Origin of the sequence: Natrinema limicola JCM 13563 (genome assembly GCF_000337475.1) — an archaeon.
GTDB lineage: Archaea > Halobacteriota > Halobacteria > Halobacteriales > Natrialbaceae > Natrinema > Natrinema limicola.
The window spans coordinates 23,922-37,823 of sequence record NZ_AOIT01000080.1 but is presented as its reverse complement, the minus strand read 5'-3'; the positions used below and the strand labels follow the sequence as shown (position 1 = coordinate 37,823).

At 53.8% G+C, this 13,902-nt stretch carries 15 protein-coding genes and 2 pseudogenes; 6 read left to right on the top strand and 11 right to left on the bottom strand.

Annotated elements, in window-relative coordinates; genetic code table 11:
• A pseudogene (locus C476_RS18090) lies at positions 1-77 on the top strand (helix-turn-helix transcriptional regulator); the annotation flags it as partial.
• Between the two features lie 442 nt (positions 78-519).
• Here C476_RS18090 and C476_RS16755 read toward each other — a convergent pair.
• From C476_RS16755 to C476_RS19580, 4 genes are all read right to left on the bottom strand, one after another.
• Positions 520-1,014, bottom strand: a complete 495-nt coding sequence (locus tag C476_RS16755; protein WP_083857100.1) for a hypothetical protein — start codon at positions 1,012-1,014, stop codon at positions 520-522.
• The gene (locus C476_RS16750; protein ID WP_008015157.1) at positions 1,011-1,874 is read right to left on the bottom strand and encodes a ParA family protein; all 864 of its coding nucleotides are present in this window, start codon (positions 1,872-1,874) and stop codon (positions 1,011-1,013) included. Before C476_RS16750 ends, C476_RS16755 begins: the two co-directional genes overlap by 4 nt.
• Positions 1,875-2,071: 197 nt before the next feature.
• On the bottom strand, positions 2,072-3,337 hold the full coding sequence (locus tag C476_RS16745) for a Cdc6/Cdc18 family protein (RefSeq protein WP_008015156.1): 1,266 nt from the start codon (positions 3,335-3,337) through the stop codon (positions 2,072-2,074).
• Between the two features lie 598 nt (positions 3,338-3,935).
• Positions 3,936-4,124, bottom strand: a complete 189-nt coding sequence (locus tag C476_RS19580; RefSeq protein ID WP_152418249.1) for a hypothetical protein — start codon at positions 4,122-4,124, stop codon at positions 3,936-3,938.
• Between the two features lie 85 nt (positions 4,125-4,209).
• On the opposite strand from C476_RS19580, the gene C476_RS16740 reads away from it, so the two are divergent.
• The 3 genes from C476_RS16740 (at position 4,210) to C476_RS16730 (ending at position 7,459) form a co-directional block, all read left to right on the top strand.
• Entirely contained in the window at positions 4,210-4,566 is a 357-nt protein-coding gene (locus C476_RS16740) for a calcium-binding protein (RefSeq protein WP_049912044.1), read from the top strand.
• A 162-nt stretch (positions 4,567-4,728) separates the two neighbouring features.
• Positions 4,729-6,141: a DEAD/DEAH box helicase family protein gene (locus C476_RS16735; protein WP_008015151.1), complete on the top strand. Its 1,413-nt coding sequence runs from the start codon at positions 4,729-4,731 to the stop codon at positions 6,139-6,141.
• Entirely contained in the window at positions 6,128-7,459 is a 1,332-nt protein-coding gene (locus tag C476_RS16730) for a DUF790 family protein (RefSeq protein WP_008015148.1), read from the top strand. Before C476_RS16735 ends, C476_RS16730 begins: the two co-directional genes overlap by 14 nt.
• 340 nt (positions 7,460-7,799) lie before the next feature.
• On the opposite strand, the gene C476_RS16725 is transcribed toward C476_RS16730, so the two are convergent.
• The 5 genes from C476_RS16725 to C476_RS16710 all read right to left on the bottom strand — a co-directional run bounded on the left by C476_RS16725 (position 7,800) and on the right by C476_RS16710 (position 10,852).
• Positions 7,800-8,012 carry a hypothetical protein gene (locus tag C476_RS16725; protein WP_008015147.1) on the bottom strand — a complete coding sequence of 71 codons (213 nt, stop codon included), beginning with the start codon at positions 8,010-8,012 and terminating at the stop codon, positions 7,800-7,802.
• Positions 8,012-8,176 carry a hypothetical protein gene (locus C476_RS19070; protein WP_008015145.1) on the bottom strand — a complete coding sequence of 55 codons (165 nt, stop codon included), beginning with the start codon at positions 8,174-8,176 and terminating at the stop codon, positions 8,012-8,014. Before C476_RS19070 ends, C476_RS16725 begins: the two co-directional genes overlap by 1 nt.
• A gap of 157 nt (positions 8,177-8,333) precedes the next feature.
• Positions 8,334-8,894 (bottom strand): SWIM zinc finger family protein, encoded by a 561-nt coding sequence (locus C476_RS16720; protein WP_008015142.1) that lies wholly within the window; start codon positions 8,892-8,894, stop codon positions 8,334-8,336.
• Between the two features lie 111 nt (positions 8,895-9,005).
• Positions 9,006-9,440: a TRAM domain-containing protein gene (locus C476_RS16715; RefSeq protein WP_049912041.1), complete on the bottom strand. Its 435-nt coding sequence runs from the start codon at positions 9,438-9,440 to the stop codon at positions 9,006-9,008.
• 623 nt (positions 9,441-10,063) lie between these two features.
• Positions 10,064-10,852, bottom strand: a complete 789-nt coding sequence (locus C476_RS16710; protein WP_083857099.1) for a DUF2321 domain-containing protein — start codon at positions 10,850-10,852, stop codon at positions 10,064-10,066.
• A 124-nt stretch (positions 10,853-10,976) separates the two neighbouring features.
• Between C476_RS16710 and C476_RS16705 the strand changes: the two genes are divergently transcribed.
• Both C476_RS16705 and C476_RS19950 read left to right on the top strand, forming a co-directional pair.
• Positions 10,977-11,168, top strand: a complete 192-nt coding sequence (locus tag C476_RS16705) for a hypothetical protein (RefSeq protein WP_008015137.1) — start codon at positions 10,977-10,979, stop codon at positions 11,166-11,168.
• 106 nt (positions 11,169-11,274) lie between these two features.
• Entirely contained in the window at positions 11,275-11,445 is a 171-nt protein-coding gene (locus C476_RS19950; protein ID WP_449289263.1) for a DUF7845 domain-containing protein, read from the top strand.
• 2 nt (positions 11,446-11,447) lie between these two features.
• Here the strand turns inward: C476_RS19950 and C476_RS16700 are convergent, their stop codons facing one another.
• Both C476_RS16700 and C476_RS19575 read right to left on the bottom strand, forming a co-directional pair.
• On the bottom strand, positions 11,448-13,058 hold the full coding sequence (locus C476_RS16700; protein ID WP_241430518.1) for a DEAD/DEAH box helicase: 1,611 nt from the start codon (positions 13,056-13,058) through the stop codon (positions 11,448-11,450).
• 153 nt (positions 13,059-13,211) lie between these two features.
• Positions 13,212-13,901: pseudogene (locus C476_RS19575) on the bottom strand (DEAD/DEAH box helicase); the annotation flags it as partial.
• Position 13,902: the final 1 nt, after the last annotated feature.

The following is a 13,902-nucleotide window of genomic DNA, read 5'->3' as shown; positions in this document are numbered from 1 at the left end:
TTGTCGGCGAGGAAGAGATTGATCCTAACAGCGACGCCTTCTCGCAGTGGATCATGAACCTCGCCTACGAGGAGTAGTCGGCGCGATCCGCGCTCGAAATCGAGGCATGTCCGTTTCTCTTTGTCCTCGATATCTTGGTAGACGAACAGCTGATGCACGCCCCATCACGACCTGCTTTGACAGATCCCCTAACGGTGTTTTGGGTAAGTCTGATCAGTTAAACTGATCAGTATTACTCTCTGATGGCGTCGGGTTTTCTTCTTCTCGAGGAATAGTTGCAAGTCCAGTCGATACTGCTGGCGTCCTCACATTCTGCCTTGCTGTAATCGGGATTGCCACCTTCGATACGCCNGATACTGCTGGCGTCCTCACATTCTGCCTTGCTGTAATCGGGATTGCCACCTTCGATACGCCACTTCTGACAAGGGGGATCCTCATCGGTGTTGCGACACGATGACGGTGTGCTCAAGTCACATCACAGTCAGCTTTCGGATTGGCCGGTCTAAGGAAAAGAAAGTGTTAGAAATCCATACCCCACTCGCGGAGGATATTTTCGGCATCGTCTAAATTTCGCATCCCGGCGAGGTATATCGCTTCCCGAGCATCGAGCTTGTAGAGATCATCGTCAAATCGGTCCTCGAGGTCGCGGCGTGCCTGTTTCTCTTTATCCTCGGTATCCTGGTAGACGAACAGTTGGTGCACACCCCCATCACGGTCCTCTTTGACTGAGTCTCTAACAACTATTCGTGGTAAGTCTGATCGGTCAAACTGACTGGTATTACTTGCAGACTGCGCCGGGTTTTCTTCCTGATCGACCTGGTCAGTCTGTCCAGTATTACTGACTGCATCTTTTTGCCCACCATCCTGGTCAGACTGATCAGTATTACCAGTATTACCGACAATATTTTCTTGTTCTTCTGACTGGCCAGTAGTACTGACTTCTTCTTCCTGTTCCTCTGGTTGGTCACTCTGCTCAGTCTCGTCAGCAAACGGGTTTTGGCCACCAGATTTCATGCTGTGACCTCTGTCGTCGCAAATTGATCGGCAATGAATTCGGCTAGCTCGTCAAACTTCTCGAGCGTCGGTTCTTCGTAATCGCGAAGATCGCGGTAGTCATCGTTCTCCGCGAGTTCGTAGATCGACACTTGGTTGTCCCACGCATCACCAAGCATCGATCCACGCTCGCCAATCGACACAGGGGCGATCGGTAGCGACTCCTCCTCGAGTGCATTGAGATATTTCTGGTTCACGTTCGTCCCCTTGACCTTGTTCGGGACGGCACCGAGAACACCGACGTCGATATCTCCGAGTTCAGTCTCGAGGCCGCTCACCACATCACGGAGGCCCTGAACACTCCGTTCGCCTTTCGGAGATGGTTCGAAGGGGATGAGAAGGTTCGACGTTGCGTAAACCGCGTTGTACAGGTGTTGTCCCTCAGACGCTGGTGGGTCAATGATGATAACGTCGTATTCTGATGGGACACCAGCGTCGACGAGGACCCGTCGGAGCTGCTTTTCCTTCTCAAACTCCCCCTCGAGACTCGTCTGGTCCTCGAGTTCCTTGGCCGTCGCGAGGAGATCAGCAAGGTTGCCGAGATTATTGTGGCTTGGAACGAGATCGACGCCTTCAGTCGACTGGATGAGGTCATGAAAATCGCCTCGTGGTCGGTCGACCATATGGAGCACGAGATTGTCAGCCTCGCTATCAGCTTTCAGATCATCGAGACCGAAGTGATTGGTTAGGCCGCCATCCTGCGGATCCATATCGATCCCGAGAACTTTCATTCCTTGATTCGCGTGCGCACGCATGAGGTTAGCCGCAAGCGTCGTCTTTCCGACGCCACCCGCCTCGGACCAGACTGTATACGGAATCATACACGCTAAGCAGATGGTCTCCCGATATAAAAATACTAGCCAGACAAGACAGTATTGCTGGTCAGTAATACTGTCCAGTGTTACTAGCCAAAATAGAATACGGACGTCCGAACATTTCCATCAGTGAATTTATAGGAAAATCAAGAGTAGCGCCACTCGCTGATAAAACGTCAAGAGGAGATCATAGCCGCAGTTATTCAGACGAGATTTTTGGCAGTCGCGATGTCTGTTAAATCCTCAACAACATCATCAATCCGGTTATCTTCTCCAAGAATATCTAATGTTGCCTCCAAATCAGTTTTCACCTCAAAGCGATAGTGTGATCCGCCCTGAATCCCCCGGTTCCGTGTTTCCACGATAAGGAACCCCTGCATCCCGAGAGATTGCAAGTGATCGCGAACCCGTCGTTCGACAAGCTGATTTGAATCGAGAATAGCAGCGATATCCTTGTATTTCTGATAGACTTGTCGTGTTCGTGCCGGTGTTTCTTCGTCTATCTCGAGGGCAACCACAGAAAGCAACGCTAGCTGGTCCTGTGTCGTCAGACTCCGCATTCCTTCTTCGATTCGCTTTCGTTCTAAGATATCACGTGCTTCGCGAACATGTGATTCATGAATTACTTCATTATCGTTGTTTAGGGCGAGTTCTCCTGCCTTGTACAGCAATCGGATTGCTTGCCGGGCACTGCCTTCGTCTTGAGCGGCAAATGCTGAGCAGAGTGGGATGACATCGCCATCAAGAACGCCGTCGACAAATGCACGTTCGGCTCGGCGTTCTAGAATACTCGTGAGTTGATTAGCGTTGTATGGTGCGAACTCTATCTCGCTATCGTACAGTGAATCTTTGACTTTTGGAGAAAGATTGTCACGGAACTCTAGATCATTGCTGATCCCAATAACAGAAATCCATTGGTCCTCAAGATGGCCGTTCTTCCTGGCCCTCGGAAGTTCGTATAAAAGATCATCATTGCTGCCAATCGAGTCGATCTCATCAATGACAATAATGATTGTTTCATTGAGGCCGCGTAATTCATCATAGAGCAGGTCGAACATGCTCTGTTGATCGATGCCGCTCGGCTTCTTAGACCCGTCACGAATTTCCTTGATGAGGTGTGCAGCGAGCTGGTAGGATGTTGATTGATTGTTCGCGCTGGTTTTGATGACGCTTAATTCCAAATCGTCCTGAGAGTTCGCATACTCGTTTAGGAGATCAAGTTCGTGATCAATGGCGACTGTTTTACCTTGACCTGTTTTACCATAGAGAAATAGATTGTGAGCGTTAACACCGCGTGTTGCAGGGGCGAGCGCATTCCGGATTTCATCGAGTTCTTTTTCCCTCTCTGGGAGTTTCTCAGGTTGCCAGTCCTCTTTCAAGACAGACTCATCAGAAAATATCTCGACTGTACTGCCGTATGGATTGCTGTTGAGGCCCGTATCAGATGAATTCGCTCCGTCGCCGGACATTACATGTGGAAGCAATGTAATGAGTGATCATAAACCCCCGTGTCCGGTGTGTCCAGTGTGTCCGCATACTCGATTCTTTGTATACCCCCACACCCCATCGTGTCCGCATAATCTTGTGAGAAAGAACCCCTGCTTCACGTAGAACCAGCGAAGGCTCTAGGGAAGAGAAAGAACTAAGTTAAATCTGGCACAACCAAATCCGCACTAGCGAAAATCCAACTAGTATAACAATATGATATAATGAAAACCGCTGTAGTGCGGACCGTCTGACACTCTTGCGGATAGATTATGCGGACACGGTGGGGGGTCCCTCTTGTGTTGTTCTCTTACTATTGCTCTCTTCGGAGGAATTATGCGGACACGGTGGGGAGGGGGAGCTACTCACCACAAGGACTTCTACTCCCCACTCTACGGATGAACAAGGCGAGTGCTTCGGGGTCGTTCAGACGACCTCCGGTCTTCCGTGACTAAGCGAATCAGCAATTCGTGATGTCTGTGAAATCGTCGATTTCGATTGATGACGAGAGAGCGTTGCTCCCTCGAATCACTTGACCCCAAGGTGAAGCCTTGGTGCTTGTCCTCAACGAGCTTTACACAATTATGCGGACATGGTGGGCCCCCTCATTTCAGAACCTTCCGTTTCATCGGTCAAACACTCACCATCAGAACCGGTACTGTCTGATCCAGCGACTGCTTTCGCACGCTCGAGTTCACGGATCTCTCGCTGAGCCTGTCGCTCGAGCAGTTCAGCTCGTCGATAGCGTGCACGTCGGTTAACCTTGTCCAGTGACTCAGATCTGTTCTACGGGCGGATCGAGCGTCTCTTGGATTGGTTGGCAAGTGGTTTCTGCCACCCCCTACCCGAGCATCATATGACATGGACCGAGAAGGACGAAGAGCGGGAAGAGCGCATCAAGATGCGTATCATCGTCGACACCTACAGTCCAGAAGAGCAGGCGTGGGGATGGTACACCTATCTGGACGATACGATGGACTTCCCGTTTGAAGCGCGTTGTGTCACCGAGCGAGAGGAGTCTCCCCTCAAAGAAGGCGAAACGATACGCGTGATTGGAATGTCCCCGACAGATCCGACTCTCAGCCAGATGTTCGTGACGATAGAGTGGATGGACAGAGAACTTGGCGTGCCGCTAGAGCAACTGGAACCTCTCGAAGCCGGTCGTGACACAGAACAAGCGATTGCAGACTGGCAGTACTGGCTCGGCCGCTAACAACCGTGGCTCCTGACTGGGCTATCCACAACCGTGACCCCTCTCGGAGTCCAGCACCAAGGCACTCGCCTGTTTGTAGAAGGACAAGACGGACGAATGCCTCAATGGAACCCAAGAAACCCACATATTGAATCCGGTCGGGGACCTCTGTATATACACTGAATGCGAGTCGAATTCGACGACGGGACGCTCCTACTCCGTGATGCCCCAGACGATATCCCCTATGCGGAGTGGGACGACCGCGTCGACGAGTACCGAACGCAAGCATATCGATATCGATCCCTCCTCGAATGGGTAGGCGCCTGGTCGGACGGAAACGAGCAGGCAACGCTTCAGGACGGGTTCGCTCACGCTCTCGAAGACACCGCGCGGGTCTATCCTACCCTCGATCTTACGCCAGCACTCCACATCGAGCCACGTGACTACCAGCAGGCCGCCCTCGACGCTTGGATCGACCATGGCCGTCGAGGGAGTGTTGTTCTCCCGACTGGCAGCGGGAAGACCTTTCTTGGACTGCAGGCAATCGCTGACACTGGCGTGAGTGCGCTTGTCGTGACACCGACGATTGACCTGATGAATCAGTGGCACGCCACACTCACCAACGCCTTTGGCGATCAACTCACAGATCCGATCGGCGTTCTCGGCGGCGGCAGCCACGAGGTCACCGCGATCACCGTCACTACCTACGATAGTGCCTACCGCTACATCAACGAATACGGCGACCAGTTCGGCTTACTCGTCGTCGACGAAGAACATCACCTGCCGGCGCCGACCTACCGGCAGATTCCCGAGATGACGATTGCACCGTATCGGCTGGGACTGACCGCTACCTACGAACGGCCTGACGGAAAGCATGAACTCCTCGAGGATCTCATCGGTCCGGTTGTCTATGAAGAGGCTGTCGACGAACTCGCTGGCGAGTACCTCAGCGAGTACGAAACCATCCACATGTCTGTCGAGCTCACGGCAGAGGAACGGGAGACATACAACGAGGAGTACCAGCTCTATCGCGACTACGTCGATAGCCACGAGTTCGACCTCTGGAAAGAGGAGGGTTATCAGGAGTTCCTCAAACGGACGTCCTACGATCCGAAGGGACGGCGGGCACTCATCGCCAAGCAGCGCGCCGAACGCATCGCTCGAACGGCAGAGAAAAAACTCGAGACGCTCGACAACCTGCTCAAACGCCACCACGACGACCGCGCGATTATCTTCACTGCGGACAATGGCTTCGCCTACGAAATCTCTCAGGAATTTATCGTCCCCTGCATCACCCATCAAACGAAGACGGACGAGCGCACCGAGATTCTCGAGCGGTTTCGGACTGGCGAATACTCGATGCTGGCAACGTCACAGGTGCTCGATGAGGGGATTGATGTTCCCGCTGCGAACGTGGGAATTATCTTGTCGGGAAGCGCTTCGAAACGACAGTATGCCCAGCGGCTTGGGCGCATCCTCCGGCCGACAGATGACCGCCAGCCGGCACGCCTCTACGAGATCATCACGGCAGACACGATGGAAACGTACGTGTCCCAACAGCGCCGACAAGGGGTGACGACGAATGCTGACGGCTGATCTGGCTCGCTCTCGTACCACCGGCGATGCAATCAAGCCGCTGTTTATCGATCCAACGGATGAGAACTACCGAGAGACGGCACGCGAACTCATTGCGCTGTTCGATGCCCATCTCGGTGAGCCGAAAGGCGATCTCGAAGACGCGATCGACGAACTCACTGTGGCCGATACCGACTACAAGATCGTCCAAGGGCTGGCGAAACTGCTTCTGGACGAGTGTGAGTTCGAAGTCATGTCTCCAGTTGAGCCTCGTGAGATCCGCCAGCGCCTGTTCGAGAAAGCGAACGAGCGGTATCCAGTTGTTCGCCAACCCACACTCGGCGACGACACACAGAAGATAGAGGTGTATAGTGCAGTTGCTGATGAGTTGGGTATCTCACTCGAAGCGTGCTACCGCGGGATGTATGCTGACCTCGAGGAGAACAAACGACTTGTCCAGATCGGCACGCGGACCGCTGACCAGTATGCCGGTGCTGGCGAGCAATCGACCACAACGACGACACTGGCTGGCAGTAGTGACGGCGAGTATGAACACACTGATCTGACGGTCGACTGGCTGGTCACTCGCTACAATCTTGCGCTCGCCCAGGCAGTCCTCTACGATGCGACCGAGATGCGGATCCGTGTCTGGGATCACTTCGGGACGGTATTCAGCTACGTCAAACTCTTCGGACTGATGCATCGGATCTATCCGATCGATTCTGATGGCAAGCGTGTCGAACGAACCGATCATGCCGATGGCTACGAGGCCATACTTGACGGTCCAGCGTCGTTGTTCTCTCAATCGCAAAAGTACGGCATCCGGTTGGCGAACTTTCTGCCAGCATTGCCCCTCTGTGACCGCTGGGAGATGACTGCCACAGTACTTATTGATGAGACAGCGGGTGAGACACGGCAACTCAGACTGGACGACAGTGACGGACTCGATTCACACTACAGTACTGGCAGGCAGTTCGATAGCGATCTCGAGCAGACACTCGCCCAGAAATGGGAGCGAGCGACCACGGACTGGGAGTTACTACGCGAAAACGATGTGTTTGACCTTGGTGATGAGGTGATGATCCCCGATTTCGCGATCGAGCACCCGGATGGCCGGCGAGCGATTCTCGAGATCATCGGATTCTGGACACCCGAGTATCTCGAGTCGAAGCTGAAGAAAATACGCCAGGCAGATGCTGAGAATCTCCTTGTCGCAGTCTCCGAACAGTTAGACTGCTCGAATGATGATTTCGGTGATACGAGCGAGCGGGTGCTCTGGTTCAAAACTGGGATTCACGTCTACGACCTGGTTGAACTGGCAGAAGAGTACTCGATTTGAGAACGGAACTCTCAGTGTGTTCTCTTGACTGGCAATGATCGTGACACGCGCGCGGTCGCGTCCATGTAACTGGAAATCGGGAAGAGATTGATAATGAAGACATCGGATATATCACCTGTCGCGTGATCCACTGCGCGCGACATTGTCCGAATCCAATCATTGCCCACCCTCAGTCCCGTCCGGTGCTGATCTTCGTCCTCGATTCACCGGACGTATCGCTTTCCGACACTCGAGACACACCGCGAGCAGAGTGAACTCTGTGTGAGTGGGGCCTCAACTATCTGTGAAGGGGGAGTTTCATTCCTGTTTTCTCAGGAAATACGGTGTGTCCTCCGTCCCCCTACGTTCCGTGCCGCTGGTCGAGCACTTCAATATCAGAATCTGTACTGTCAGGTCCAGCAACTGCCTTCGCACGCTCGAGTTCATGGATCTCGCGCTGAACCTGTCGTTCGAGCAGTTCGGCTCGCCGGCGACGTTCACGAGCGACGTCGTCGACACTGTCCTCGTTGCCAATCGTGAAGCGCTTGCCACGGTGATCGATTTGCTCGAGCATCAGTACCGATCCTCGGCTTCGTCCACTGCAGCATCTCGAGCGTCCGCTTGGAGATGCTCGTAGCGGACCTCACAGCTGTCCGAACAGAACCGACCAGAATACCCTGTCCGATCGCGAGCAGGTTCCGAACACGTCGGCATTCGGCACTCGTCGCGATCGGTCATCTGGCGATCCCTCGATTCAGGAACTGAGTTGTTTCAGTGTCTGTTGACGCGATTGCTGTCTCTCGTTGTCTCATGGGTTGCTGCGGCGGACTCTCTTCGAGCCCCCGCACCCCTTCGGGGGATACAAATCGTCTCGAGTAACGAGATCACTCGACAGTCAGCGGCTGAACGTGCCATCCGGCGCAGGGACAAGTCCAGTACGGATCTCGAGGTCGACACGGCGAAGATGCTTGCAGCCGTTATCCGGCTGGCGCTGCTCGAAATCAGGACAGGTACACGTTGTTGCCTCGATATCGACCTTGTAGGTATTCCCGCTCTCACTCTCGACTTCATAGATCGGGCCCACTGTCGCAAAGCGGACGTCCAACTTCTCGTTCAGTGCACGGCGCGTTCGTGGGTCGTCGATCGAGTAGCCACCTGCCTCGAGTGCGGTCGGTGGCTGGGGGTTGTCGCAGGGGACGGTGAACTCGTCGCGATGGTTGCGCTCTTGGCCGCATTTCCTGCAGCGCCAGTAGCGTGTCCGATACTCGTAGCCATCGGTGAGGTCGATTTCGTACGGTGTTGGCTCTGTGCCCGGCAGCCATTCATCGATCGCGACGAGTTCGTGTCCGTTCAGTCGAGCAACGTCCCCTGGATAGCTGCGATCGCGGTCGCTCGTGTACTCGTTTGTCAGTCTATCTCGATGCGGGTCGCTCTCGGGTGGTCGATCTGTGCTCATTCGTGGCCTCGAGGCACACGAGTATGCGCCTCACCCACTCAGGCGCACAAAGATCACCGGCGTAAGCAGATTAGGTGAACAGATCAAGTCCTCGGCTATCTGGCTGGACTTTCACAGTGCTCGTGGATCGCTATCGACAACACTTGCAAATGCGACGTTCTTCTGAACCTGCTCGATTTCGATGGTAGGCTCGTCACCTGGTTGGGCTCCAGAGACGATCACGACGTAGCCACGTTCGACTTTTGCAATGCCGTCGCCCTGATCGCCGACAGTCTCGATTGTTACATCGCGTACTTCGCCTTCCTCGACAGGAGGTCCCGATGGGGCGCGGCTCACGGCTTCCCGAGAAGGAGGTTGCTGTGTCTTCTGTTGCACCGATGACTCTGTTGAGGCAGGAGACTCAAGAATCGCTACGCGATATGTTTCGTCGGCTGATAACGCTTCATGATCGACTTCACTCGAGGGAATTTCAACAACGTACGTTCCATTTCGCTCTTCGATTGGAGCGCTGAACAGAGAGCAAAGGGAATCGGGAATCTCGACCATTGAGTTTCTAGTGTTTAGTACCCACGAGACAAGTAAGTTTCAGTACTTCACAAAGCTGGTCCTCGTAGACGTGGATTGCATCATCTGCTTGCCCGATAGTAGACTCACCTCATGCAAGCAGATTTTCAACTAACCAGCTTCGTGAAGTACTGAACCTTCCTCAAGGTCAAGTGGTTCGAGAGAGCGACGGTCACTCGTCATCAATCGGTATTGAATTAGACTGAATTATCTGGAAGAAAGAAACAACTGCTCCGTTGACTCGATGGAAATCCTGCTATCCAATGAGAGCGTGAAACAAGTATGGGACGCAAGAGGCCGAGCACTATATCCCGTTCTCACGGCGCGGCGGTTCATCGAGGTGATGACAGCGATGACAGGATGTACCCGGTCGCACCCACCAGTATGACCGCCAGCGAGAGAGAAATCATCAACCCAGACCGAAACCCGGACGCGCCACCGGCCAGCGCTGGACTGACGTATGTGCTCTGTGCGGTATGAGATAAGACGTATAATACCACTGCGAGCAGACCACCACCGGCTACAACGCCGGTAATCGCTTCAGCGAAGCTGTCCTGACTCATTACTAATTGGTATTCTGACTATCCACATAAGCCTGGTTGGGTTCAGTGGGTCCGGTGAGCTGTTTTCGCTTCGGTCCGGAGGCGGAACAGGATTTTTGCGACGTCTGTAGCTAGCTCGGATTTCGATTCCAGGTCTTCTTGCGAAGGATTGTCCTCGATCGTGTGTGCAGATGCGTCGCCTCGATACTTCAGGTCATCAACTGCTCGGAAGAAGTCTTCGTCAAGAGATGGTCCGTACTTTTCGATCTCCGAACGCCGTGATTTCATATTATCGATCAGCTTTGAGAGCCGGTGTGTTCTGTTGTTATCGATGTCGTAGAATAGTTTTATTTCATCCATAGAGAACACAGAGCGCAGGATATCGACGATTAGGTTTTCAATCAGTTTTCGGTTGAGAACCAGAACTGCTTGATCAGCTTTCACTCTGTAGCAGAGGTTGATTTCGTAGACGAGCTCTGGATAGAAATGCCCATCAATATCTGTGTCATCAATCTCGATGAAATCACCCTCGCGTTGTTTTTCCGACTCTACCGGATCGACCCATGGGTATGATTCGCCGCAGCTGTCACAGAAATCAGGGATATGGGTTAAATTCGGATAAGGTGGTCCATTGTACTCTATTTGGATATTCGACTGGCAGTTTCGACATTCTGTTAGTACTTTGCCGCCGCAATCAGGACAGTAATCAGATGAGATCTCATAGTCTGGTTCAGTAGATTCATCGAAATCAAACATATCTTCCATGTCGAACTGTCGTTCTCGCACAGTTTGGACCTGTTCTGAATCGATAAGATGGCCACCAGTACAGACTGCAAGATAGTAGTCAGTCATGATTACTTGACATTCTGGTATTCTTCTTAAAACTGTCTTTGAACTTCTTCTCCCCCCTATCCCTCGGCTCAATAAGCGGGCGTGCGTACGCGAGGCACCGCCGACGGGTTACTTCTCACCGACCGTGTACTTCTCCTTCATCCGACTGCAGTTCTTTCTCTGGGACGCGCTCAGCGGCTCTCATGTAATCATCCACAACCCCCTCCTCATCAACATCGAGCACTCGAAAAAATTCTTGGCCCTCTGCGGCGCACTGCTCCGATTTACAGATCCGATCACCGGTGACGAAACGACGGAGGTGATCGAGCGTGCGTGACGACTCCCTCAAGCGTGTTGAACCTTCTGCTAAGAGCCGTCTCAGCACATCGCTCGAGACTGCTGCCAATCCCACACATCATCTATCTACGGGGGAGGTGGTCTAAGTGGCCTCTCAGCAATTCCTCGAGACGCAGTGCCACGAGTTCGATGCCTACCTCAATTTCGACGAGTACGGCCTGAAGCCGTACTACGGGCTCACCTCCTTCTGGAAAGCCCTCGTATCTCTGAACCGTTATTTCCCCGGTAAGGTGTCAAATAGTGTGTACCCGAGATGATATCACAATCGGTCCATGACATCACCGAGAATTTGTCGCCCGACCACACGGTCGAGCGGATCGTTCTGATTCCCACAGTGTTCAGACATAACGCAGAGTGGACACCCACGCCGTCGTTGACAATCACAGGTGTCTAGGTGGTCGTAGGTGCGTTCAGCGATATTCTCGAAATTGTTGTAGATAGCCCGGGAGAATCCGATCCCGCCGTCGATGCCGTCGTGGACGAACCACACCGGTCCAGGGATTCGTTCATCCGGGTGTCTGGGCGTTGAGAGCCCGCCGATATCACTATTATCAATCATCAACTCGAGCGGAGCCAGTTGGATGATTCCGTGCTCGGCAGCATGAATACCGCCAGCGTAGGTGTATTGCTCTGGTTCGGTGAGTCCTGTGTCTTCTTCGGCGTGTTTGGTCGGTTGCAGAAGCGGCTCATCAAGTCTGCTAATCGTGGTGGAAAGATGGTCGCTGGGGAGCGAAACCCACATGAGCTCGGTGTCCAGCGACAACGGCGGCGATCCAGTTGGGTGCGGTCCGCTTTCGACTTCGCCGGTTGAGATGTTGTGAACAAGATATTGTGCGTAGTCGATATCGACGTTGGCACGACCGAACCACAATTTGTAGCCGTTGCCGAGGTCTTGGGACATCTCTGGACGGAGGTTCGAGATACGTTTATCAGACAGTGTTTGTGTATAGCGCCCTGTTGTCCGTTCTTCGACTAGGATTCGCGGGGTCCGAGCATCATGTTCGACCTCCACGACCTCATACTGTTCGCCGTCGTGCAGAAAGAGTGCGCCCTTGTGGTAGTCGCGGTAGGCACGCTCTTTCGCGACGGGGTCATGGTCTATCTCGCCATCGATGCAGTTAACGATGTACTGCCGCCCGCTGGTGTCGTAAATCGAAATACGGCTTTCTGGCCGCGTATCACCCGTGTAGTGAACGCCGTTCTCGAGATCGACGCCACGTTCAAGGACGCCAGCTTCTTGCCACATCGACACCATCTCGGAAAGTCGATCCTCTTCGCCGAGTATCCCGGCGTCTTCGTCAGTTAATCGTCGTTCCTTCGCGGCGACGCACAGGTGATCTGCGTAGACTTGTTCGTTCTCGATAGAAACGACCGCGTCCTCGACATCGTCTTCGAAGAGATACGACGGATTGTCGAGAATGTACGAATCCATCGCGTCAGCGCCGCCGACCAACACCGAAAGTGCGTCGGTTTGTCCACGACCGGCACGTCCGATTTGCTGCCAGAATGATTGTCGGGTGCCTGGATAGCCACTCGTGACCGTCGCGTCGATCCCGCCGATGTCGATGCCAAGCTCAAGTGCGTTTGTTGAGGCGACCGCGTCGACAACACCATCTTGGAGTTGTGCTTCGATCCCTCTCCGGGTGCGCTTCCCGAGCCCGCCATGGTAGGCCTTCGTATCGACGTAGTAACCCCGGGGATGATCCCGGGCGGCACCACCGATTTTTTGGGCGGCAATCTCTGTCCCTTGCCGGGCCGAACAGAACTGGAGCGTCTGCCGCTTGTTGATAGCAAGATGGGCCGTGACCTTTGCGGCTTCCTCCCCCGTAGAGATACGGAACTCTTCGAGTCCGCCCTCCGAGGGATCCATGTTGTATTCCTCAGCTTCACGAAACGCCTCCTCATCTATCGGCGGCTTCCACAGGACGATGTCACGCTCACCGTGTGGTGACCCATCCTCGTCGATAACGGTGAACTCCTCACTTGTGAGCCGTGTGGCGTGTTCAGCAGGGTTTCCGATGGTCGCCGTCGTTAAGACGAATTGCGGGTCCGCATTGTAGTATTTCAATAGCCGGCGAAGTCGGCGAAGGATCCAGGCAACGTGAGTACCCATGACGCCGGAGTATTGGTGAGCCTCGTCGACTACGATGAGCTCCAGATTATTGTAGAACCGCGACCATCCGCTGTCGGTATTGTGCCGCGGAAGGTAGACGTTCAGTCCTGCAGGATTCGTTAGGATCGTGTCGGCATTGCTCCGGATATCTCGTTTGCGGTCCCGCTTCGTGTCTCCATCGTAGACCTCCGTCCGGGTATCAACATCCCACTCGGCGAGGCGGTCGTTGAGTGTCCTCTCTTGATCCCGAGTCAGTGCTTTCATCGGGTAGATACACAGTGCCGTCGCGTCGGGGTTGTCTAACTGATTCCGGGCTATTTGGAGTGCGTAGATGCGAGTCTTCCCGGAAGACGTCGACGTCGTCACTACGATGTTTTCATCGTCGGCGAGTGCCTTGAGGCCCTTCGCCTGATGCCGGTACAGATCATTATCGAGTTGGTTGGCGAGCTCGTCTCGGATGATCTCCTCGGCAGGGACAGTATCTGCATCCCGTGCTGGTACGTGTTCACTCGCGGTTACCTGCCCGGAATAATCCGGGAATGATTCCTTCAACGCCTCCTCGGAGAGGACATCGTCACGTTGTGGTGCGTTGCGGCTCATG

Coding starts and splice junctions, on each gene's coding strand:
- C476_RS16730 (WP_008015148.1), top strand. CDS start 6,128: ATGCTGACGGCTGATCTGGCTCGCTCTCGTACCACCGGCGATGCAATC.
- C476_RS16725 (WP_008015147.1), bottom strand. CDS start 8,012: ATGCTCGAGCAAATCGATCACCGTGGCAAGCGCTTCACGATTGGCAAC.
- C476_RS16745 (WP_008015156.1), bottom strand. CDS start 3,337: ATGTCCGGCGACGGAGCGAATTCATCTGATACGGGCCTCAACAGCAAT.
- C476_RS16715 (WP_049912041.1), bottom strand. CDS start 9,440: ATGGTCGAGATTCCCGATTCCCTTTGCTCTCTGTTCAGCGCTCCAATC.
- C476_RS19070 (WP_008015145.1), bottom strand. CDS start 8,176: ATGACCGATCGCGACGAGTGCCGAATGCCGACGTGTTCGGAACCTGCT.
- C476_RS16710 (WP_083857099.1), bottom strand. CDS start 10,852: ATGACTGACTACTATCTTGCAGTCTGTACTGGTGGCCATCTTATCGAT.
- C476_RS16755 (WP_083857100.1), bottom strand. CDS start 1,014: ATGAAATCTGGTGGCCAAAACCCGTTTGCTGACGAGACTGAGCAGAGT.
- C476_RS16700 (WP_241430518.1), bottom strand. CDS start 13,058: ATGGATCCCTCGGAGGGCGGACTCGAAGAGTTCCGTATCTCTACGGGG.
- C476_RS16735 (WP_008015151.1), top strand. CDS start 4,729: ATGCGAGTCGAATTCGACGACGGGACGCTCCTACTCCGTGATGCCCCA.
- C476_RS16750 (WP_008015157.1), bottom strand. CDS start 1,874: ATGATTCCGTATACAGTCTGGTCCGAGGCGGGTGGCGTCGGAAAGACG.
- C476_RS16740 (WP_049912044.1), top strand. CDS start 4,210: ATGACATGGACCGAGAAGGACGAAGAGCGGGAAGAGCGCATCAAGATG.
- C476_RS16720 (WP_008015142.1), bottom strand. CDS start 8,894: ATGAGCACAGATCGACCACCCGAGAGCGACCCGCATCGAGATAGACTG.